The sequence below is a fragment of the Streptomyces sp. NPDC047043 genome (assembly GCF_040644055.1).
Classification (GTDB): Bacteria; Actinomycetota; Actinomycetes; order Streptomycetales; family Streptomycetaceae; genus Streptomyces.
Window position 1 is genome coordinate 152,449 of the sequence record NZ_JBEYVO010000016.1, and the last position, 20,780, is coordinate 173,228.

19 protein-coding genes are annotated in these 20,780 nt (G+C 70.1%); 17 read left to right on the forward strand and 2 right to left on the reverse strand.

Annotated elements, in window-relative coordinates:
- Positions 1-87: 87 nt before the first annotated feature.
- From ABZ880_RS25535 to ABZ880_RS25555, 5 genes are read left to right on the forward strand one after another with little or no spacing between them, the layout of a single operon-like run.
- The gene (locus ABZ880_RS25535) at positions 88-498 is read left to right on the forward strand and encodes a hypothetical protein (RefSeq protein WP_361266940.1); all 411 of its coding nucleotides are present in this window, start codon (positions 88-90) and stop codon (positions 496-498) included.
- Position 499: 1 nt separating this feature from the next.
- Positions 500-1,561 (forward strand): BtrH N-terminal domain-containing protein, encoded by a 1,062-nt coding sequence (locus ABZ880_RS25540; protein ID WP_361266942.1) that lies wholly within the window; start codon positions 500-502, stop codon positions 1,559-1,561.
- 43 nt (positions 1,562-1,604) lie between these two features.
- Entirely contained in the window at positions 1,605-2,900 is a 1,296-nt protein-coding gene (locus ABZ880_RS25545) for a DegT/DnrJ/EryC1/StrS family aminotransferase (protein ID WP_361266944.1), read from the forward strand.
- On the forward strand, positions 2,897-3,739 hold the full coding sequence (locus ABZ880_RS25550; protein ID WP_361266946.1) for a transketolase: 843 nt from the start codon (positions 2,897-2,899) through the stop codon (positions 3,737-3,739). Before ABZ880_RS25545 ends, ABZ880_RS25550 begins: the two co-directional genes overlap by 4 nt.
- Positions 3,736-4,677 carry a transketolase C-terminal domain-containing protein gene (locus tag ABZ880_RS25555; protein WP_361266949.1) on the forward strand — a complete coding sequence of 314 codons (942 nt, stop codon included), beginning with the start codon at positions 3,736-3,738 and terminating at the stop codon, positions 4,675-4,677. Before ABZ880_RS25550 ends, ABZ880_RS25555 begins: the two co-directional genes overlap by 4 nt.
- A gap of 71 nt (positions 4,678-4,748) precedes the next feature.
- Here ABZ880_RS25555 and ABZ880_RS25560 read toward each other — a convergent pair whose 3' ends face one another.
- Positions 4,749-5,960 carry an ATP-grasp domain-containing protein gene (locus ABZ880_RS25560; protein ID WP_361266951.1) on the reverse strand — a complete coding sequence of 404 codons (1,212 nt, stop codon included), beginning with the start codon at positions 5,958-5,960 and terminating at the stop codon, positions 4,749-4,751.
- Between the two features lie 221 nt (positions 5,961-6,181).
- Between ABZ880_RS25560 and ABZ880_RS25565 the strand changes: the two genes are divergently transcribed.
- Positions 6,182-6,358 (forward strand): lysine biosynthesis protein LysW, encoded by a 177-nt coding sequence (locus tag ABZ880_RS25565; RefSeq protein ID WP_361266953.1) that lies wholly within the window; start codon positions 6,182-6,184, stop codon positions 6,356-6,358.
- 54 nt (positions 6,359-6,412) lie between these two features.
- On the opposite strand, the gene ABZ880_RS25570 is transcribed toward ABZ880_RS25565, so the two are convergent.
- Positions 6,413-7,645, reverse strand: coding sequence for an ATP-grasp domain-containing protein (locus ABZ880_RS25570; protein WP_361266955.1), 1,233 nt, complete (start codon positions 7,643-7,645; stop codon positions 6,413-6,415).
- A gap of 414 nt (positions 7,646-8,059) precedes the next feature.
- Here ABZ880_RS25570 and ABZ880_RS25575 point away from each other — a divergent pair, with 414 nt between their 5' ends.
- From ABZ880_RS25575 to ABZ880_RS25625, 11 genes are all read left to right on the forward strand, one after another.
- A complete protein-coding gene (locus ABZ880_RS25575) occupies positions 8,060-9,433 on the forward strand; it encodes a hypothetical protein (RefSeq protein WP_361266957.1) in 1,374 nt (457 codons plus the stop codon).
- 119 nt (positions 9,434-9,552) lie between these two features.
- Complete coding sequence (locus ABZ880_RS25580) at positions 9,553-10,704, forward strand: acyl-CoA dehydrogenase family protein (protein ID WP_361266959.1); 1,152 nt, start codon at positions 9,553-9,555, stop codon at positions 10,702-10,704.
- A 74-nt stretch (positions 10,705-10,778) separates the two neighbouring features.
- Positions 10,779-11,810, forward strand: a complete 1,032-nt coding sequence (locus tag ABZ880_RS25585; RefSeq protein ID WP_361266961.1) for a saccharopine dehydrogenase — start codon at positions 10,779-10,781, stop codon at positions 11,808-11,810.
- A complete protein-coding gene (locus ABZ880_RS25590) occupies positions 11,803-12,969 on the forward strand; it encodes a saccharopine dehydrogenase family protein (RefSeq protein WP_361266963.1) in 1,167 nt (388 codons plus the stop codon). Before ABZ880_RS25585 ends, ABZ880_RS25590 begins: the two co-directional genes overlap by 8 nt.
- Positions 12,970-13,012: 43 nt before the next feature.
- Positions 13,013-14,332 carry a SidA/IucD/PvdA family monooxygenase gene (locus ABZ880_RS25595; RefSeq protein ID WP_361267122.1) on the forward strand — a complete coding sequence of 440 codons (1,320 nt, stop codon included), beginning with the start codon at positions 13,013-13,015 and terminating at the stop codon, positions 14,330-14,332.
- A complete protein-coding gene (locus ABZ880_RS25600) occupies positions 14,320-15,384 on the forward strand; it encodes an FAD-dependent oxidoreductase (protein WP_361266965.1) in 1,065 nt (354 codons plus the stop codon). Before ABZ880_RS25595 ends, ABZ880_RS25600 begins: the two co-directional genes overlap by 13 nt.
- Positions 15,381-17,366, forward strand: a complete 1,986-nt coding sequence (locus ABZ880_RS25605; protein ID WP_361266967.1) for a class I tRNA ligase family protein — start codon at positions 15,381-15,383, stop codon at positions 17,364-17,366. Before ABZ880_RS25600 ends, ABZ880_RS25605 begins: the two co-directional genes overlap by 4 nt.
- Entirely contained in the window at positions 17,363-18,880 is a 1,518-nt protein-coding gene (locus ABZ880_RS25610; protein ID WP_361266969.1) for an AMP-binding protein, read from the forward strand. Before ABZ880_RS25605 ends, ABZ880_RS25610 begins: the two co-directional genes overlap by 4 nt.
- Positions 18,870-19,133 (forward strand): acyl carrier protein, encoded by a 264-nt coding sequence (locus ABZ880_RS25615; RefSeq protein WP_361266971.1) that lies wholly within the window; start codon positions 18,870-18,872, stop codon positions 19,131-19,133. The genes ABZ880_RS25610 and ABZ880_RS25615 overlap by 11 nt, the downstream gene beginning before the upstream one ends.
- Positions 19,130-19,756, forward strand: a complete 627-nt coding sequence (locus tag ABZ880_RS25620; protein ID WP_361266973.1) for a GNAT family protein — start codon at positions 19,130-19,132, stop codon at positions 19,754-19,756. Before ABZ880_RS25615 ends, ABZ880_RS25620 begins: the two co-directional genes overlap by 4 nt.
- A complete protein-coding gene (locus ABZ880_RS25625; RefSeq protein WP_361266975.1) occupies positions 19,747-20,775 on the forward strand; it encodes a C45 family peptidase in 1,029 nt (342 codons plus the stop codon). Before ABZ880_RS25620 ends, ABZ880_RS25625 begins: the two co-directional genes overlap by 10 nt.
- The last annotated feature ends 5 nt before the right edge of the window (positions 20,776-20,780 follow it).

A 20,780-nucleotide genomic window follows, 5' to 3' on the forward strand; every position in this document is an offset into this window, starting at 1 on the left:
GCGGCGGAGACCAGAGCGGGGGCATTCAACGTTTGGAGAAACTCGTTCGCGGCCGAATACCTGCCCGCGGGCAAGAGCCTCGTCCACGTGGACGGCGTTCCCTTCGAGTTTCCTCCGGTCTGTGACGGACCGGACAACGTCCGCTGCGCCGGACAGTTCATCCGTGTCCCCGAGGGCCGCTACGACTGGATCCACGTCCTGGCGGCGTCCGAACGCCGCTGCGAGGACACCGTCGAGTTGAGCTTCGCCGACGGCACGGTCGACGCGGAACCGCTGCGGGTCTCCGACTTCTGGGCGGCGCCCGCGTGGTTCGGCGAGGTCAAGGCCTTCGAGAGCCTCGTCATGCACTACCCGCACCATGTGCAGCGAGGCGTTCCGGCGGTCATGTGGGCGCAGCGCGTGCCGGTCACCCGGCGTGCCGGCCTGACCGGCATCCTGCTGCCCCGCAACGTCGCGGTGCATGTCTTCGCGGTCACCCTGCAGCGGACGGAGCCCTGACATGACCGTCGACGTGACGACACGGACGTACATGATCACCGGGCCGGAACCCGAGTGGTGGTACCGCGACCTCCTCAGCTGCCTCCAGTCCACGTTCGGTGCGCTGTTGATCCGGGAGGGCGCCGACCCGCTGGCCGTGCTCGGCGCGGGCTGGCGGTTCCTGCACCTGCCGGGCGACGTGAGGTCCGAGGAGTTCTACTACCCCTGCCCCGCCGACGAGTCCGGCGCCACCGACCTCGGTGCCGCGCTGGCCCCGCACCACGAACTGCACGCGCGCTGGTGGCAGCCCGCCGACGAGAACGACGTCTGGCGGGAGGTGCGCGAGACACTGGCCGACAACCGGCTGGTCATCGCCGCCGTGGACAACTTCCACCTGCCGTTCCGGCCGGCATACGGAGATGTGCACGCCGCGCACCTCGTGGTGATCTACGGCCTGGACGAGACCCGTGGGGTGGTCTACGTCTCGGACGCGATGCCGCCCGCGTTCCGCGGTGCCGTCCCGATCGAGGAGTTCCTGCGCAGCTGGGGTTCGGCGAACCCGACCGACGTCCAGGACGCGTTCTTCAGCGACGCACGGATCGGCCGGCGCTGCCTCGACGTCCGCCTCGACGCCCCGCCCGCGCCCCTGACGCCCGAACTGCTCGGCGGCTTCCTGCGCACCGACGTCGACGGCTTCACCACGGCACCCCCGGACAACTCCGCCCGTACCGGTCTCGCCGGGTACGACGAGTTCGCCGCGGAGCTCCTCGACCGGTGCCGGGCCGGAGACGCCGGGGCGCTGCGCGAGCTGTATCCGTTCGGCTGGGGCATGCAGGCGCAGGCATCACTGCACGGTGAACTGCTGCGCCGCTGCGGCCACCAGTGGGACGATCCGGCGCTCGCCGGAGCGGGACGCGCGGTCGAGGCCGTCGCGCACGCCTGGACCGGACTGCGGTTCACCGGTGCGCACGGGCTCGAGGACCCGCGCGCGGCCGCACCCGACATCGCGCACCACGCCACGGTGCTGCGCGGCGCGTACGCGCGTGCGGTCGACGCCGTCGGCGCGGCGGCGGCACGGCTGTGACCGCGCACGTATCGACCACCGTGACCCTGTGGACTGGAGAGTGATGAGCAAGCTGGCAGCGTTCGGCGGTACGGCGGCCGTGCCGAGGGACCGGCGCCATGTGCAGTGGCCGTTGGTCGAGGACGAGGACCGCAAGGCCGTCCTCGACGCGCTCGACGGCCCGCGCCTGGTGTCCGACACCGACGGGGTGAACGCGGTGTCCCAACTCGAGGAGTACTGGGCCCGCCGCTTCGGCCACGAGCACTGCGTCGCGGTGTCCAACGGCACCGCGGCACTGGCCCTCGCGCTGGCCGCGCTCGGCGTCGGGCCGGGCGACGAGGTGATCGTGCCCGCGCTCAGCTTCATCGCCACCGGGCTCGCACCGGTGCACCAGATGGCCGTTCCCGTGTTCGCCGACATCGACCCGGTCACCTTCAACATCGATCCGGAGGACGTGGAGCGCCGGATCACGGACCGGACCAGGGCGATCATCCCCGTGCACCTGCACGGCGCCCCGGCCGACATGGACCGGCTCACCGCCATCGCCCGCAAGCACGGCATCGCCGTGGTCGAGGACGCCGCCCAGGCGCCCGGCGCGACCCACCGCGGGCGGCCGGTCGGCTCGATCGGCGACGCGGGTGCCTTCAGCCTCCAGGTCAGCAAGAACATCCCGACCTGCGGTGAAGGAGGACTGCTCGTGACCCGCGACGCCGACCTCGCCGACGCGATGCGCCGGGGCCGGCAGTTCGGCGAGGTCATCGAGGCCGGACGCGACCGCGACTACATCTCGTACGGCCTGGGCTGGAACTACAAGATGAACGCCCTCCAGGCCGCGTTCACCATCGCGCAGCTAGACCGGTTCGACGACTACGAGCGCGCCCGGCAGGACAACGTCACCGCCTTCCTCGCCCGGCTCGCCAAGCTGCCCGGCCTCCAGGTGCCGACCGCGCTGCCGGACACCACCCACGCCTGGCACATCCTGCGCTTCCGGTTCGACCCGGCCGCGTTCGGCCTGGACGGGGTGCGGCCCGAGGCACTGCGCTCGGCGCTGCGGCGGCTGCTGCGCGCCGAGGGCGTGCCGATGTCGCAGTACCAGCTGATGCCGCTGCCCGACCAGAAGGTCTTCGTGGACCGCGTCGGCTTCGGCTCCGGCTACCCGTGGTCCGTGACCGGCGCGCCCGGCACGGTCGCGGGTGAGGGCCACCCGGTGACCCGCGCGGTCATCGCCGACTCCCTCACCATCCAGAAGCGCCATCTGCACCCGGGGGCCGGCGAACTGCTCGGCCTGTACGCGGACGCCTTCGAAAAGGTGTGGGCGAACAAGGACATGGTGGCCACGCTCGCGAAGGCGGCAGCATGACGACCGCCCCCGTCCTGGAGCGGGACACCCTGGACACGGTCGCCGCACGCATCCGCTCGCACGTCGTCGACATGTGCGCGGGACCCGAAGGCGGCCACCTCGGCGGCGCGTTCTCCTGCGCCGACGTGCTCGCCGCGCTGTACTTCTCGGTCCTGAACGTGGATCCGCAGCGGCCCGACGCCCCGGACCGCGACCGCTTCCTGCTCAGCAAGGGCCACGCCGCCGTCGGCCTCTACGCGACGCTGGCCGAACGGGGCTTCTTCCCGGTCGAGGAACTCGCCGGATACGGGCGCCCCGGCAGCAGGCTGATGGGCCACCCGGTGCGCGCGGTCCCCGGCGTGGAGCTGCCGACCGGGTCGCTCGGTCACGGACTCGCGCTCGGCTGCGGGTTCGCGCTCGCCGACCGGTACGCCGGCCGTGACACGCGCACCTTCGTCCTGCTCGGCGACGGCGAGCTCCAGGAAGGTTCGGTGTGGGAGGCGGCCATCGCGGCCGCGTCGCTGCGCCTGGACCGGCTGGTCGTGATCGTCGACCGCAACGGACTCCAACTGACCGGTGCCACCGACGGCATCGCGCCGATGGAACCGCTGGCCGACCGCTGGCGCAGCTTCGGCTGGGCGGTCCGCGACGTCGACGGCCACGATCCGGACGGCCTCGCGGAGCACCTCGGCTCCGCGCCGTGGGAACCGGGCAGGCCCAGCGTGCTGATCGCCCGTACGGTCAAGGGCCGCGGCCTGCCGTTCCTCGAAGGCCGCAGTGCCAGCCACTACGTGACGCTCTCGCCGCGCAACCACGCACGGGCGGTCCGCGCCCTACGAGCCACGGAGGACGCCGGATGAGCCGCGCGACCCGAGAGGCGTACCGGGACACCCTGCTTCCCCTGCTGCAGCGGCATCCCGAGCTGATGTGCCTGGACTCCGACACCGGTCTGTTCAACGCCGAGTACGCCGCCGCGGCCGGCGAGCAGTACCTCAACCTCGGTATCGCCGAGCACAACCTGATGGGCATCGCCGCCGGGATGGCCGCGTGCGGGCGGGTCCCGTTCGTCAACACGATGGCCGCCTTCGCCACGTCCCGGGCCCTGGAAGCGATCAAGATCGACATCGCCTACAACCGGCTGCCGGTCCGCATCATGGCCACCCACGGCGGTCTCGCCGCCGGTCACCTGGGCCCGACGCACCAGGCCCTGGAGGACCTCGCCGTGATGCGGGCGCTGCCCGGGATGACGGTGGTGGTGCCGGCCGATGCCGCCGCCACGGAGGCGTTCGTCGAGCAGAGCGTGAACGTGCCGGGACCGCTCTACGTCCGGCTCGGCCGCAAGCCGACACCGGAGCTGCCCGCGGCCCCGCCGCCGGTCATCGGGCAGGCGCAGACACTGCGCCAGGGCGAGGACGTGGTGCTCGTCGGCTGCGGCCCCTACCCGGTGCTCGCCTGCCTCGACGCGGCGGACGAGCTGGCCCGACAGGGCATCGGGGCAACGGTGTTGAACATGCACACCCTGCGCCCGTTCGACGCGGAGACACTGGTGGCCGCGGCCCGCCCCGCGTCGCTCGTGGTGACCCTCGAGGAGCACTGGCGCAGCGGCGGCCTCGGCGGCGCGGTGGCCGAGACACTGGCGGAGCGGGCGCCGAGACGGGTGGTGCGGCTCGGCATGCCGGACCAGTTCGTCGACGAGGTGGGCAACCAGGAACACCTCGTCGCGCACTACGACCTCACCGCCGAGCGGGTCGTGCGGGCGGTCCGTACCTCCCTCGACGCGGCCGCCGTCATCGTGTGACCGCGCGCTTCACCGAGCCTCTTCCGCCCCCGCGTGAGCAGCAACTGCGCGGGGGCGGAAGGGGCTCGTTTTCACGTTGTCCGCGGCGGCGCCGTGATGCGGTAGTCGAGCGCGCCCATGACCCTCGCCACGCGGGCCCGCAACTGGGGCAGGGAGCCGGCGGTGACCGTGAAACCGAGGAAGAAGTTCTCCTGCTCCAGGTTGGTCACCCGGTAGCCGTCGACGACGTCCGCGTCGACCACACCGGGCAGTTCACGCAGGTCGTCCGCGCCGGTGCCGATCTCCACGGTGCCGAGCTCGTCGGCTTCCACGTAGACCAGGCCGGTGATCGGCAGGTCGGGAACCGGCTCCAGTTGTTCCGGTGCCATGGTGAACTCGCCCAGCGACATGGAGATGAACGCCTCGATCGGGTCGATCCCGCCGGGCTTGTGCACCGCGGGGAAGTGCATGCCGCGACCGGGCCGGGGATTGATCTCCACGAGCTCCGTCCGGCCCTCCTCGGTGCTCCGGCCCTCGACGTGCAGCCAGAGCTGGTCGAGGCCGAGGTCCGTGCAGAGCACGCTGATCGCCTCGGCAAGGACCCGCACACCGGCACGCACATGTTCCTGCTGGGGCGGATGGAGGTTGATCCCCGCGTCGTGGTGCCTGGTCTCGTCGAGGTCTGGCTTCTCGCCCGCCAGGACCGGATGGAAGCGGCCGGCGACGACGGGGCCGTCCACCGTGTACTCGGTACCGGGCAGATACTCCTCGACGATCAACTCCGTGTCCGCGAGGCCGAGTTCGGCCAGGTGGCTCTCGTAGGCACGAAGCTCGTCGGGCCCGTCCACCCGGCGTACGAGCCGCGAGGCCCCGGACTCGCCGGACGGCTTGACGACGGCGGGGAAGAAGTCGACCCCCGCCGGATCCCCGGAGAAACGGATGCCGGACAGCCCCAGGGCCCGCATGCGCTCCCGGACCAGCGTCTTGCTGAGCAGCACGCGACGGCCGGCGTCACCGCCCGGAAGGCCGTAGTGCGTGGCGAGGGAGATCTGCCACGGCATCAACGCCTCGAGCATGTTGAGGACGGCGATGGGCTCGATGTCGTGCCGCTCGAGCCGCGAGGCAAGCGTGGGCAGGTCATCGCCGTCCCAGTCCACCAGGACATGGGCGTCGCAGGTGGCGCGGTTGCGGTCGTCGGGAAGGTCGGAGATCAGTACCGGACGCAGACCGCGGCCGCGCAGCCGTTCGACGGCCGGGGCCACGCCGCCGGCGTTCCATTTGGACAGGATCAGTACGGACTTCACGTCGTGACCTCCAGGGCCGGGGGAGGGCGCGGACGGGGGCCGCGCAGGGGTAAGCGAGATGTTCAGTCGCACGCCAGAGAGGTCAACGCACCGTGTCCCCGCGAATGAACTTGCCGCGGACTCGCACGGCGACGGCGCGGGCGTACCGTCCTATTCGACGCGGCAGACCGGTTGAGTCGTCCGGTCGACCAAGGGTCTACCGAGTGAAAGGAAACCGTCACATGACCACCACCCTGCAGGCCTGCCCGGAGTGCGAGGAGTCGGTACAGATCGGCGATTCGGTGCGGCTCAACGAGATTCTGGAGTGCGTGGGCTGCCGGAGCGAGCTGGAGATCGTGGCGCTGAGCCCCACGGTGCTCGCCCTCGCGCCCGAGGTCGAGGAGGACTGGGGCGAGTAGTCGCACCAGGACGATCACGGCAAGAGCGCGACCCGCCGCGTCGCGCTCGCTGCCCTATCGGGGGCTGCCGTCGTAGAGATGTTCCTGTTCGATCTGTCGCAGCGTCCGGTAGTCGGCGAGCAGCTGCGCCGGATCCTCGGAGATGAGAAACACGTAGCCCGGCTGTGTGGCGACATCGATCGTCGGCGGGAGCGAGTGGCCTTCCGGATGCCTCATGACGGTGAAGGCATGGGACGGCAGCGCACGGATGGCGGCCATCGCCTCGTGCGACGGGATGACGCCGTGCTCCCGCGGATTGATGAGATGCACGAAGCGGTGGTGCTGCAGCAGTTGGTACGCGGTGGTGGGCAGACGGTCGAACTCGTCCGGCCGCGCCACGGACAGCGCGAGCAGCTCCACCTGGTTGGTTCCGAAGAGGCGGTTGTAGATGTCCGGAACCTGGCCACCGCCCATGCGCGCGGCGCTCTCGACGAGCACCGGTCCCCTTGAGGTCATCATGATCTCGGTGTGACCGGCCGCGTTGCGTACCTCCAGGGCGTCGAGCACCTGGTGCGTGTAGGCCTCCAGTTCCTTGGCGACCGGATCGTCGGGTGACAGCGGCTCGTTGTAGTCGTAGATGATGTTGCCGCCGGGCAGGCGCGTCTTGTAGTAGCGCCAGACCTCGACGGTGTGGTGGCTGCCGTCCCGGCTGACGGTGTTGACGAAGTACTCGTCCCCTGCCAGGAACTCCTGTGCGAGCACCGTGGTGTTGGGCATCCCGTGACGGTCGGTACTGCTCATGATCTTGTCGTGGACGGCGCGCACCTGCTCCGGGGACGAACATGCCACCACGTTGTCCGTGCTGGAGCTGGCGACCGGTTTCAGGATCACCGGATAGCCCACCGTCTCCTCGACCCACGCGATGATCTCGTCGGCATCGGCCGACACCAGGCCGGCCGCGTGCGCCAGGCCGGCATCGCGCAGCGCCAGGCCCATCTCGTACTTGTTGCGGCGGGCGGTCGGCCGGCTCATCCCGTTGCCGGGGGTGCCGAGTTCGGCGGAGAGCCGGTCGGCCAGTTCGACCCCCGCTTCCTGGCCGGCGATCACATGCGTGACCTCGTGCCCCCGCAGTACGTCCGCCGTGGCCGCGACATCGCCGGAATGCCGGGTCTCGTCGAGGAACGTGTCCGGGGCGCTCGACAGCAGGATGTCGGGGTTGGGCGTGCGGACATGCACCCACTCGATGCCGTACCGGTCCAGTACGGCCGGCAGCAGGCTCCCTGTCGAGAAGGCGTCGACAATCGCCACTCGCTTTGTTCGGGTACCGAGGTCTGTTGACATCGTCAGTCACTCCCATTCTGAGCTGGGCGAACACCCGTATTGCGCGGCCGAGTTCAATGGACTCGGAAAGGCCGGGCACACATTCTTATGAGGCCTCCGTAGCGAAGGCGCTCAATCAATCGGGCGGCACAGTCAACCTAGGAACTCACCCGTGCCTCGCGCGTCAACAAAAGGCGTATTCACCGCGACGCACCCGGCTTACGGAACGGTGAATCGGCTACGCGCAAGGATTACTTGGCACGCACGTTCATGCGCGCGGGCGCTTCGCGTTGACTTCTCTCCGCCGCAACTACGTATCTCGCTTAGGAGATACGAGCCCCGACCGTGCCACTCTTGGCGTCGACCTGGGTGAAAATCGCCGTCGGAGGGGAGTTACGGAAGATGTCACGCAACCACGCGCTGACCGAGCGGTACTTGGAGAAGTTCCGACGAGTTCTGCGTCCGGTGCACGACACCGAGTTCATTCGTGTGTTCACCAGAGGGCAGTACGCACTCCGTCCGGTGTTCCTCTCCGCAGAAGAGATCCATCAGTTGACCCGGGACCTGGAAGTGCTACGCGGTGCGCTCTATCGCCTCCCGCACCTTCTGTTCGACGGGGACATCGCCGCCTTCGCCCGGGCGAACGGAATGGAGAAGGCGCAGATACGTGCCGTCGAGCGCTCGTCCGCCGCGGTGCCGAACTCCCTGACCGGCATGGGGCGAGCGGACCTCTTCCTGGACCGGTCGGGTTTCCGCGTCATGGAGTTCAACATGGGGAGCACGATCGGATTCGACGGCGGAGACGTATGCCGTGGAGTCCTGGCGGACCCCGAGTTCAGCCGCTTCGCCGCGGAGGAAGAGCTCCAGTACGTCGACACGGTGGCGGAGCAGATCCGCACGATGCGGCACGAGACGGGATGCGCGCCCGACGACCGCCCCGTCGTCGCGCTGACCGAATGGCCCTCGAACTTCGAGGAGATGGAGGGGTACCTGAGCGCTCTCGTCAGGGTGTGGCGGGAGCACGGCCTGGAGGCGTACCCGTGCCACCTCGGGCAGTTCGAGAGGCGGGACGGAAAGCTGTGGCTGGGTGACCGTCCGGTCGACGTCGTCTACCGCCAGTTCATGATGGAGGACCTGCTCGACGACGACACCGATGCGTTGCTGGAGCCCCTGCTCGGCGCGCTGGAAGCCGGCGAGGTACGCATGTTCACCTCGCTGGAGTCGGAGCTGTACGGAAGCAAGGCGTCCTTGGCCATGCTCTCCGATCGCGCGCACCGGCATCTGTTCTCGGACGAGGAACTGGATGTCATTGACCGGCTGCTTCCCTGGACTTCCTCGGTGACCTCCCGGCGCGTGACTGCGGAGGACGGAACCGAAAGCTCGCTGCTGGATTACGCAGTGGCCCGTCAGCACGAACTCATCCTCAAGCCCACTCTGTTGCACGGTGGTCAGGGAGTGGTTCCCGGCTGGTCGCCGGAGGTCACTCCTGAAGAATGGCGCAAGCTGCTGATCGAGGCCCTCGACGGCCCCTACGTATTGCAGCGGCGAATCCACCCGGTGCCCGAACTCTTTCCGGACCCCGATGGTGGCACCAAGCCCTGGATCGTCAACTGGGGAGTGATTCTCATGGCGTCCGGATACGGGGGGCTGCTGACCCGTTGCGCCCCTGCGGACGGGGACATCGAGGTGCTCAACCTCGACCGCGGAGTGCTCCTCGGGTCCGGATTTCATGTCGCGCCGGGTAAGCGCCACGCGCAGTCGCAGGGAGCACCGTAACCGCCATGCATCCCGGCGGATGAACTTGCCGCGGACGCACCTGATGACGGGGTGGCCGTAGCGTCCTTTCAACGCGGCAGACGGCCTTTCACGAATTGACCATCCGAGTGAGGATCACGATGAGTCCCTCCGAAGTGTTCGATCCCGACGTCCTCACCCTGCCGCTTTTCGACGACGCTCACCGCGCTCTCGCCGACGAGATCGGGCAATGGTGCGCGGACCGGGCCGAGGAATGGGCGAGCCTGGACACCACCGATCCGGCCGCCGCCGGCCGGGCCGTGCTCGCCGACCTCGGCCGGTCGGGCTGGCTGCGCCACCTCGACCCGGACCGGCCCGGCTCCGACGTCAGGTCCCTGTGCCTCAGGCGCCAGGCCCTGGCGTACTACGAGGACTTGGCCGATTTCACGTACTCGATCCAGGAGCTCACCGCCGCCGCGATCACCCGCCACGGCACCGACCGGCAGCGTCGCCGTTACCTGCCGGGCCTGGCCGACGGGAGCGGCGCGGGGGCGCTGGCCGTCTCGGAGCCCGGCGCGGGCTCCGACCTCGCCGCCGCGGTGCTCGAGGCGACCCCCGACGGGGACGGGTTCGTCCTCAACGGCACCAAGACCTGGATCGCGCAGGGCGACATCGCCGACGTGTGTGTCGTCCTGGCCCGCACCGGAGACGGTCCCGGCCCGCTGGGCCTGACCACCTTCCTCGTCGACTGCGACGACCCCGGCTTCAAGGCCGAGCCCATCGGCGCGATCGCGCCCCGCTCGTGGGCCGAACTGACCTTCACGGACGTGCGGGTGGGCCCGGAGGCCGTGCTCGGCGAGCGCGGCCAGGGCCTCGTGGTCGCGCTCGACGTGCTCGAACGGGCGCGTACGACCGTGGCCGCCGCCGCGCTCGGCTTCGCCAGGCGCGCCTTCCGGCTCGCACGTGACCATGCCCGTACCCGCAAGGCGTACGGAGGGCGGCTCTCGGACCTCCAGCTCGTCAGGTCCTCGCTCGCGGGCATGGACGTCAAACTCTCGGCCGCCTCTTTGCTGACCGCCCGCGCCGCCTGGGCGATGGACCTCGGCCGCGACCACGCCAAGCACTCCTCGACCGCCAAGCTCTACGCCACCGAGGCCGCCGGCGAGATCGTCGACAGCGCCGTCCAGATCTTCGGGGCCGCCGGGCTCGTCGCCGGCAGCGCGATGGAGCGGCTCTACCGCCAGATCCGTTCCCTGCGCATCTACGAGGGATCGTCCGAAGTGATCGAGATGACGATCGCCGACGCCCTGTGAAGCACAGCCCCGACGGGGCGGCCACCGCCCGCCACGAACACCCCTGTCCCCGTGCTCGACAAGGGAAGACACCCATGACGCCACCACACCTGTGGCTGCGCGCCGAGACCCACCCCGGCGAGCAACGCACCCCACTGACCCCTGCCGACACCGCCACACTCGTCAAGCAGGGCGCGCAGGTGACCGTCGAGCACTCGTCCGTACGCTGCTACCCGATCGCCGACTACCTCGACGCCGGCGCCCGGTCCGTTCCCGCCCGCTCCTGGACCGAAGCACCCGCCGGCGCCTGTGTCCTCGGGCTCAAGGCCCTCCCGGCGGACACCGCCTCCGTCGACGGCCGCCATCTGTACTTCGCGCACGCCTACAAAGGCCAGCAGGGCGCCCGGGAGCTCCTGGGCCGCTTCGTGACCGGAGGCGGCGAGATCCTCGATCTGGAGTACCTCACCGACGCCCACGGGCGACGCCTCGCCGCCTTCGGCCACTGGGCCGGCTACGTCGGCGCCGCGCTGGCGGTCCGGCACTGGACCGGGCACCTCGACCGTCCACTGCGGCCGACCACCAAGGACGTGCTCGACACGTTTCTCGGCCCGCTCGCGCGGCCGCCGCGGGTGCTCGTCATCGGGGCGCGCGGACGCTGCGGCCAGGGTGCCCGCGCCGCTCTCGAACGCACCGGCGTCGAGGCGACCCTGTGGGATCTGGCCGAGACCGCCGACCTCGACCGCGAGGCGATTCTCGACCACGACATCCTCATCAACGCGGTCCAGCTCACCGAACCCGGCGAGCCCTTCCTCGCCCCCGAGCAGCTGCGAGCCGACCGCCGCCTCTCGCTCGTCGTCGACGTGACCTGCGACGTCGGCGGCCCCACCCATCTGCTGCCGGTGTACGACCGCCTCACCAGCTGGGACGAGCCGGTCCGTGCCGTCGCCGACGGGCTCGAGGTCATCGCCATCGACAACCTCCCCTCCCTGCTGCCGCGCGAGGCCAGCGACGACTTCTCCGCCCAACTGGCCCCGCATCTGCAGCAGTTGCCCGACGGCGACTGCTGGGAACGCAGCCGCCGAGCCTTCCGCACCGCCCTGAGCGAGACGGGTCTCCAAGATGTCTGACCTCCCCATCCGGCCCACCGGGACCGTCCACTGGGTCGGCACCGGTCTGTCGACCGGCCGCAGCGGACTCGAGCTCCTCGGCGAAGCAGCCGAGGTCGTCCTGTGGGGCCGTACCCGTGAACGCGCCGACGCCCGCCTCGCGGCGCTCGCCCCGCGAACTCCGGTGCGGACCCGCGGCCTTGACCGCGACGACCTCGCAGCCACGCTGCGTCCCGGCGACGTCCTCGTCTCGATGCTCCCGGCCGGCCACCACCCCGGCCTGCTGCGCACCGCAATCGACGCGGGAGCCCACTTCGCCTGCACCAGCTACACCACGCCCGAGATCGAGGAACTGGCGAAGGAGGCGTGGGCGAGGGGCCTGGTGGTCCTCACCGAAGCCGGACTCGACCCCGGCATCGACCACCTCATGACCCACCTGCTCGTCGCCCGCGCCCGCGAAGTCGTCGGTGACCGCGCCGACCGCGTCTCGCTGACCTCCTACTGCGGGGGCATCCCCGCCGAACCGAACGAGTTCCGCTACCGGTTCAGCTGGGCCCCGCTGGGCGTGCTGACCGCCCTGACCGCCCCGGCCCGGTACGTACGCGACGGCCAGGTGTGCGAGGTCCAGCGGCCCTGGGAGGACACCGAGGAACTCGCGCTCGACGGTGAGGTCTTCGAGGTCTACCCCAACCGGGACAGCGTCGGCTTCATCGAGCAGTACGGCTTCCCCGAGGGCTGGAGCACCGACGCCTTCGTCCGCGGCACGCTGCGTCCACAGGGGTGGAGGGCGGCGTGGAAGAGCGTTTTCGACACCGTCGCCGCCGGCGATCGCGACCGCCTCGCCGCCCTCGCCGACGAACTGGCCGAGCGCTATCCGACCACCGACACCGACCGTGACCGGGTCGTCCTCACCGTCGGCCTGGAGGCCGAGGGCGACGGCCGGCACTGGGCCGGCCGCTACCGGCTCGACGTGACCGGCGACGACACCGACACCGCGATGGCCCGGTGCGTCTCGGTCACCGCCGCCCTCGGCATCGAACGCGTCCTCGCCGGGGCCCTGCCGCCCGGCCTGCACCGGGCCGCCGCCGACATCCGGGAGGCGGGCAAGTGGCTCGAGGGGCTCGCCCGGTCCGGCCTGACCTGCACTCTCCAGACCACCGACCAGGAACGACAGCACTGATCCTCCACAGGAAGGACTTGACGTGGGACCTGTACCGAAGCCAATGACGGCGTCCGGTGCCGCCGAGCAGACCAGTCACCTCCGGCTCGTCGGTATCGGCGCAGGACCAGCCAACCTGAGTCTGGCCGCACTGCTGCACGGCGATGCGGAGCAGCCGAACCTCTTCTTCGACCGCAAGCCGAACTTCACCTGGCACGACGACCAGATGATCACCGGTGCGACCCTCCAGGTGTCGATCTTCAAGGACCTGGTGAGCCTGTCCGACCCGACCAACCGGTTCTCGTTCATGTCCTATCTGCATGAGCACGGCCGGATGTACCACTTCCTCAACGCCCAGTTCGCCGAGGTCCCGCGCCCCGAGTTCCGCAACTACCTGGCCTGGGCGGCCGAGACCAACGAGAACGTGGCCTTCTCCGAGACCGTCGAACGGGTCGACTTCGACGGCGTCTTCCGCGTCACCACCGATCGCCGGCAGGTCACCGCCGACAACATCGCCGTGGGCGTCGGCACCGTGCCGTGGGTGCCCGAGTTCGCCGAACCGCACCTGGGCTCCGGCCACTTCCACGTCAGCCAGTACCTGCGGCACGCGCAGAACCTGGCGGGCAAGCGGGTCGCCGTGGTCGGCGGCGGCCAGTCCGGCGCCGAGGCGTTCCTCGACCTGATCTCGCGGCCCGAGTCCGAGCGCCCGGCCTGGGTCTCCTGGATCTCCCGGCGCCGCAACTACTTCCCGATCGACGACTCGACGTTCACCAACGACTTCTACATGCCGGAGTACTCCGAGTACTTCTACCGGCTGTCCGAGACCAAGCGCGCCGAGCTCAACTCGGCCCACCTGCTGAGCTCGGACGGGATCTCCGAGTCGACCCTGCGGGCGATCTACCAGCAGCTGTACCGGCTCCAGTTCATCGAGCGCGACGAGCACCGCTTCGGGCTGCTGCCCAACCGGTCCGTCGTATCCGTCGATCGCACGGCGGGCGGAACCTTCGAGGTGACGCTGCGCCACAACGACGAGTCGGGCCAGGACCAGTGCCTGCCGGTCGACGCGGTGGTGTGGGCGACCGGCTTCCGCTCCGCACCCAAGCACTTCCTCGAGCCACTGATGGACCGTATCGAGACCGCGAACGGCGAGTTCCGAGTCGACGAGGACTTCGCGATCTCCTGGGACGGCCCGCCGGACCGGAAGATCTTCGTGCAGAACGCGGTGCGCGGCCAGCGCGGCCTGCCCGACGTGAACCTGAGCCTGAACGCCTGGCGGGCCCAGCGCATCGCCAACCGTCTGCGCGGCTGCAGCGCTCCGGAACTGGCGATGTCGTTCATCGACTGGTCGGCCAAGAACGGACGGGGCACGCAGTGGACCGCGTAGACCTCGCCGTCGTCGGCGGCGGAGTCATCGGCGCGCTCGTCGCCCGGGAAGCGGTCGCGGCGTTCCCCGACGCGACCGTCGCCGTCCTGGAACGCGGCCTGATCGGCCAGGGCGCCTCCAGCCGCTCGGCCGGTGTCCACTTCCCGCGCGGTGCGACCGGGCGCGTCCGGTCCATGTCCGAGCACTCCGAGCGGGTCTGGAAGCACCTGGCCGCCGAACTCGACCTGCCGATACGTGAGTTGGACGCGACGGTAGTCGCCGGCGACGCCGACGCGGTCTCCGCCACGTACCTGCGACTCGGTGCCGAGACCGCCCCGGCCGACCCGGCCCGCGGCTGGGCGGCCCCGCCGGGCTCCCGGGCATGGGAGCTGGACGGGTGCCAGTACGCCGACGTCCAGGGAGTCACCGGGCGCGTTCTGGCCAGTCTGCGCGACCGCGTGAGTGTTCTGGAGGCAACCGAGGTCACGGAGCTCTCGTACGACGGCGAGTACCACCGCCTCACCCTCGGCCAGGGGCGCGAGTTGCTCGCACGCCGGGTCGTCCTGGCCCCCGGCCCGTGGCTCGCGCACCCCGCCTGGGCCGATCTGGTCGCCCCGCTCGGTCTGCGCGTCAAGAAGGTCGTCGCCACCCACATCGAATCGTCTCCCGCGCCCGACGACCCGCTCACGATCTTCCACGACGAGGACGCCTTTCTGCTGCCGCTCCACGAGCGCGGCCACTACCTGTTCAGCTACACCTGCGACCGCTGGGACGTCGCCCCCGACGACGTGGACCTCGTCCTGGAGGCGTCCGACCTCGACGACGCCCGGGCCGTCCTGGGCCGCTTCGCGCCCGGCCTGGTGGCCCGGTGCACCTCGGGCCGGGTCTTCTGCGACGCGTACAGCCCCCGCCGCGAACCCGTCGTCGCCGAGCTGCGGCCCGGCCTGGTCTTCGCCGGAGCCGCGAACGGCTCCGGCTACCGCCTGGCTCCCGCCATCGCCGCCGAGACCGTCGCCGCCCTGGATCTCACCCCGACCGGAACCATCTCCCAGCCACTACAGAGGCAGTCATGATCCTCAACCAGTACAGCGAATCCGAACTGTCCGAAGCCTTCGGCATCGAGATGTCCTCGGTCGAGGGTCTCGGTGTCGGTGCCGGCTGGGGCCGTGTCGCCCCCGGTGCCTCCTCGCGCACCGACCGGCACGACGAGACCGAGTTCTTCGTCATCGTCGCCGGTACGGGCGAGCTGACCGTCGACGGCCGCAGCCACCCGGCCCGGCCCGGCACCGTGGTGCTGTTCGAGCCGTTCGAGTCGCACATCATCACCAACACCGGCGAGACGGACCTGGTCTTCTTCACCCAGTACTGGCGCGACTCGGCCCGCGCCCGTGCCTCGGCGACGTCGCGTACCCGCGCCAACCACACCGACCGTCCCCAGTTCGTGTTCTCCACGCCTCCGACGCCCAACGGCGACCTGCACCTCGGCCACCTCTCCGGCCCCTACCTCGGCGCGGACGTCTACGTCCGCTACCAGCGCCTCATCGGCAACCAGGCCTGGCACCTGACCGGCAGCGACGACTTCCAGAGCTACGTCACGGCCGTCGCCGCCCGCGAGGACTCCACCTCCGCCGAGGTCGCCGCGCACTTCTCCGCCGAGATCGCCGCGACGCTCGAGGCGATGGACATCGAGGTCGACCAGTACTACGTCACGAGCACGGACGAGGGCTACCGCGAAGGCCTCCAGCGCTACTTCACCCGGCTCGTCGACTCCGGGCGCATCGGCCCCAGGGCCACACCCGCCCTGCTCGACTCCGAGACGGGCGACTACCTCTACGAGGTCAACGTCGGCGGCACCTGCCCCAGTTGCTCCCACGGCACGGGCGGCAACATCTGCGAGGAGTGCGGCGAGCCCAACCTGGTCGCCGACCTCGTCGATCCGGCCTCCCGCCTCAGCAGCGCCGCACCGAAGACCGCCGAAGTCGAGCGCTACACGCTGCCGTTGCACGAGTTCGCCGACGCCGTCGCCGACCACCACAAGCTCGGCCGTGTCCCGGCCCGCCTGCGCGAACTGGCCCAGCGGGTCTTCGCCCGCAAGACGCTCGACCTGCCGGTCTCCCACCCCTCCGACTGGGGCGTGCGGCCCGCCGAGGACGACCTGGGCGGACAGGTCATCTGGGTCTGGCCGGAGATGAGCCACGGCTTCCTCCACGGCATCGAACGGCTCGGCGCAGGTATGGGGGAGGAGTGGTCTAAGGAGGAGCCTTCCAAGGACTGGAAGATCGTGCACTTCTTCGGCTACGACAACAGCTTCTACCACTCGATCCTGTACCCGGTGCTCTACCGGCTGGCCCACCCCGAGTGGGACCCCGACATCGACTACCACGTCAACGAGTTCTATCTGCTCGAGGGCCAGAAGTTCTCCACCAGCCGGCGGCACGCGATCTGGGGCAAGGAGATCCTCACCCCCGACACCGTCGACGCCGTCCGCTACTACCTCTCGCGCACCCGCCCCGAAGCCGAGCGCACCGACTTCCGTCGCGCCGAGTTCGACCGCGCCCGTGCCGACACGCTCGTCGGCGAGTGGGAGGAGTGGCTCGTCGGCCTTGGCGACCGTATCGACCGTCACTTCGACGGCGTCGTCCCCGACGCGGGCACCTGGACCAGCGAGCACACCGCCTTCCTGGCCCGTCTGTCGATACGGCTCGACGAGGTCACCGCCGCGCTCAACCCGGAGGGGTTCTCGCTGACGGCCGCCGCGACCGCGCTCGACGGCATCGTCACCGACGTCCGTGCCTTCTCCCGTCAGCAGTCCGCCCTGGCGCAGGACGGCCGATGGAGCTCCGAGGCCCGCACCGCCCTCGCTCTCGAACTGGCCGCGGCCCGCCTCCTCGCCACCGCCTCGGCTCCCCTGATGCCGCGCTTCTCGGCCAAGCTGGCCGCCGCCCTCGGCATCCCGGCGATCGCCGGCTGGCCCGACACGGCCGACCTGGTCGAGCCCGGCAGCCGCTGCACCCTCTCGGGCACCCGCTTCTTCGGCACCGACGAGCAGCGATGACCGAATCGATCATCAACCGCATCGTCGCCACGAGGCCCTCCCACGACGGTGCCCTCACCGTCACCGGCCTCGGCCACCGCACCACCATGCCGCTGGCCGAGTTCCACGACCGGGCCAGGGCCGTCGCCGGAGCCCTGCGCCGGCGGGGCATCGGCGCGGGCGACCGCATCGGCATCCTCTCGGCCAACCGGCTCGAGTGGGTGCTGCTCGACCTCGCCGCCCTCATGCTCAAGGCGCAGACCGCGGGTTTCGAGCCCGGCAAGTTCAGCCCCGACGCCGAACTGGTCGAGCGCTACGGCCTCGATGTCCTCTACACCGACGTCCGGCTGCCCGACGACGCCCCGTCCCGGGTGATGCCGATGTCGGCCGTGGCCGGCCATGCCGAGGAGGCCACCGAGGCATTCGAGCCGACGGCGTGGGGCGCGACGGAGTGCACCACCGTCAAGTTCACGTCCGGGTCCACCGGAGTCCCCAAGGGACTCGAGGCCACCGTCGGCAGCATCGACTCCTCCCTGCACGCCGTGCAGAGCCTGTTCGAGCACCGGCCGGGCGACGACATCCTGACCTTCCTGCCCCTCTCGCTCCTCCAGCAGCGCTACTGGCTGTATTCGGCGCTGTACTGGGGCCACGACATCACGATCACGACGTACCAGTCCGTCTTCGCCGTGATGCCGACCGTCCGCCCCACCGTCGTCATGGGCGTCCCCGCCTTCTTCGACACCGCCAGGCGGCACCTCGAAGGCCGGCTCGCCGACGGCATCGAGCCGGCCAAGGCCGCCGCCGAACTCTTCGGTGACCGCATCCGCTACCTGTGGACCGGCTCGGCTCCCGCGGACCCGGCGACCCTGAGGTTCTACAGCGAGGCCGGGCTTGCCATCTACGAGGGCTACGGCCTCAACGAGACCTGCATCGCCACCAAGAACCACCCCGGCGCCCACCGCGAAGGCAGCGTCGGCCGGGCGCTCCCCGGCAAAGAGATCATCATCGACGACGAAGGCGTGGTCTGCGTCCGCGGCGACCACCCGGTCAACACCGCCTACACCTATGCCGCTCCCGGCGACAGTGAGCGCATGTTCCGGCCGGGCGGGATCGTCCGCACCGGGGACCTCGGCCGGCTCGACGAGGACGGATTCCTGTACATCCTCGGACGTACCGACGACGTCATCGTCCTCGACAACGCCAAGAAGATCATCGTCAGGCCCGTCGAGACGCGCTTCCGTGACACCGGCGCGGTGGCCGAATGCGTTCTGTACTGCCCCAGCCAGGCCGGACTGGTGGCCGTCGTCTCTCCCCACTCGGGATCGGTCGACACCGCCGCGATCGCCGAGGCTCTCGCCTCGGTCAACGCCGCGTCGGAACGCGACGAGCGCATCTCCCGCGTGATCGTCGCCGACGAGCCGTTCACCGTCGACAACGGGCTTCTCACGTCTCAGTTCAAACCGATCCGCAAGCGCATCGCGGACCGCTACTGCGACCGGATCGACAACCCGAAGGCAGGCATCCATGCCCACTGACCTCGACACCCTGGCCCGCGAGAAGCTCTCCCAGGTGCTGCGCGACCATCCCGACCCGGCGGGCCTCGACCTCGGCGAGGACCTCGTCGAGACCTATGGGATCACCTCGCTCAACAAGGTCCTGTTCCTGACCTCCCTGTGCAAGGCGGCCGAGGTCGGCCTCGACAACTTCACCGAGGACGACCTCGCCCGTATGCGCACCCTCGGCAATGTCGTCGACGCCCTCCGGCCGCACGCCCCCCTGAAGGGATGAGTTCCTTGAGCCGCACCGACTGGAGCCGGAGCGCTTCCGGGCTCCTCGAGAACGAGCACGTCGAACTCCACCCGATCTCGGAGGATGACCGTGAACCTCTGCGCAAGATCGCTTTCGACGATCGGATCTGGACGTACTTCGTTTCCCGTGTCGAGAGCGACGCTGATTTTGACCAGTTTTTCGACGCCATGCTCGCTGACCAGAACAGTGGCAGGCGCGCGGTCTACATCATCGTCGACAAGGGCACCGGGCAGGTCGCCGGAAGCTCCAGCTACGGCAACCTCGCCGAGGCCGACAAGCGTCTAGAGATCGGCTGGTCCTGGCTCGGTGTCGACTTCCAGGGGAAGGGCATCAACCGCTGGGCCAAGTACCTGCTTCTTCAGCACGCGTTCGACGTCCTGGGCGCCGAGCGAGTCGAGTTCAAGACCGACGTCCTCAACGCTCAGGCCCGTGCCGGACTGCGCAAGATCGGCGCGTACGAGGAAGGCGTCATGCGCAGCTTCAACCCCATGCCCGAGGGCAGGCGACGCGACGCGATCTACTACTCGGTGCTCCGCGCCGAATGGCCCTCGGTCGAGGACCAGCTCGGCCGGCTCGGCAAGGCAGTCAACCCGTGCGCGTGAACAACGTGCCGTTCCTCGAGCTGTCCGGCCCGCCGCGCGCCCGTGGCCTCACCCACGGGCGCGCGCTGGCCGGACGGCTGCGCGGCTTTCTCGACGACTCGCTCGCCCGCCTCGGCCACCTCAGTGACCGGCCGGTCGACATGGACTCGCTGCGGCCGGACATCGCCGCCCACCGTGAGGTCATCACCACGGCGCTGCCGGACCTCGCCGACGAGATCGACGGCCTCGCCGTCGGCGCCGGAGTCGACCGCGACGCGGCCTGGCTGCTGCAACTGCGCCGCGAACTGCTGGGCTACAGCCGTGTCACCGCCGGGGACTGCACCACCTACGCCTCGGTCCTGGGCGAGCCGGTGCTGGCGCAGACGGTCGACCTGAACGGGAACCTCGACGACCAGATCGCCGTCCTTGCGGTCTCGGGACCACGCCACCGCTCCCTGGTGCTCAGCTTCGCCGGTCTCCTCGGATACCTCGGTGTCAACGACGCGGGAATCGCCGTGGGAATCAACCTCGTTCTCGGCGGTGAATGGGAGCCGGGAGTGCCGCCGTACCTGGCGATCCGGCACGTCCTCGACACCGCCGACACGGTCGACCGGGCCGTCGAGACGCTGCGCGAACTGCCGCTGGCCAGCTCGCGGTCGTTCATGGTCTGCGGCGAGGACCGGGCCGTGTGCGTCGAGGCTCTGGGCGCACAGCGAAGCCTTCTCGAAGGCGATGAGCTGGCGCACACGAACCACTTCCTGGACGCCTCGTTCGCAGAACGGGACGAGATCAACATCTTCGCCAAGAACTCGTCCAGGCGGCGTCTGGAGGCAGTTCGCGAGGCGGGCATCCCGAAGGCGGGCGACACCGCGGGCCATCACCGGCTGCTGTCGACACCGCCGATCCTCGTGCCGGACAACGGCGACATCCGACGCGAGCGGACCGTCGCGGCCGTGGTACTGCGCCCGGATCTGGGGGAGTTGCGGCTGTGGCCGGGCGACCCGTCCGCCGTACCGGAGCAAGTCCACCGCCTGCGGTAGCAGTT

Bases quoted from the DNA above. Each gene is read 5' to 3' on its own strand.
- ABZ880_RS25590 (WP_361266963.1), top strand. From the start codon at position 11,803: ATGTCTGACCTCCCCATCCGGCCCACCGGGACCGTCCACTGGGTCGGC.
- ABZ880_RS25610 (WP_361266969.1), top strand. From the start codon at position 17,363: ATGACCGAATCGATCATCAACCGCATCGTCGCCACGAGGCCCTCCCAC.
- ABZ880_RS25595 (WP_361267122.1), top strand. From the start codon at position 13,013: ATGACGGCGTCCGGTGCCGCCGAGCAGACCAGTCACCTCCGGCTCGTC.
- ABZ880_RS25540 (WP_361266942.1), top strand. From the start codon at position 500: ATGACCGTCGACGTGACGACACGGACGTACATGATCACCGGGCCGGAA.
- ABZ880_RS25620 (WP_361266973.1), top strand. From the start codon at position 19,130: ATGAGTTCCTTGAGCCGCACCGACTGGAGCCGGAGCGCTTCCGGGCTC.
- ABZ880_RS25565 (WP_361266953.1), top strand. From the start codon at position 6,182: ATGACCACCACCCTGCAGGCCTGCCCGGAGTGCGAGGAGTCGGTACAG.
- ABZ880_RS25580 (WP_361266959.1), top strand. From the start codon at position 9,553: ATGAGTCCCTCCGAAGTGTTCGATCCCGACGTCCTCACCCTGCCGCTT.
- ABZ880_RS25585 (WP_361266961.1), top strand. From the start codon at position 10,779: ATGACGCCACCACACCTGTGGCTGCGCGCCGAGACCCACCCCGGCGAG.
- ABZ880_RS25605 (WP_361266967.1), top strand. From the start codon at position 15,381: ATGATCCTCAACCAGTACAGCGAATCCGAACTGTCCGAAGCCTTCGGC.
- ABZ880_RS25545 (WP_361266944.1), top strand. From the start codon at position 1,605: ATGAGCAAGCTGGCAGCGTTCGGCGGTACGGCGGCCGTGCCGAGGGAC.
- ABZ880_RS25575 (WP_361266957.1), top strand. From the start codon at position 8,060: ATGTCACGCAACCACGCGCTGACCGAGCGGTACTTGGAGAAGTTCCGA.
- ABZ880_RS25555 (WP_361266949.1), top strand. From the start codon at position 3,736: ATGAGCCGCGCGACCCGAGAGGCGTACCGGGACACCCTGCTTCCCCTG.
- ABZ880_RS25615 (WP_361266971.1), top strand. From the start codon at position 18,870: ATGCCCACTGACCTCGACACCCTGGCCCGCGAGAAGCTCTCCCAGGTG.
- ABZ880_RS25550 (WP_361266946.1), top strand. From the start codon at position 2,897: ATGACGACCGCCCCCGTCCTGGAGCGGGACACCCTGGACACGGTCGCC.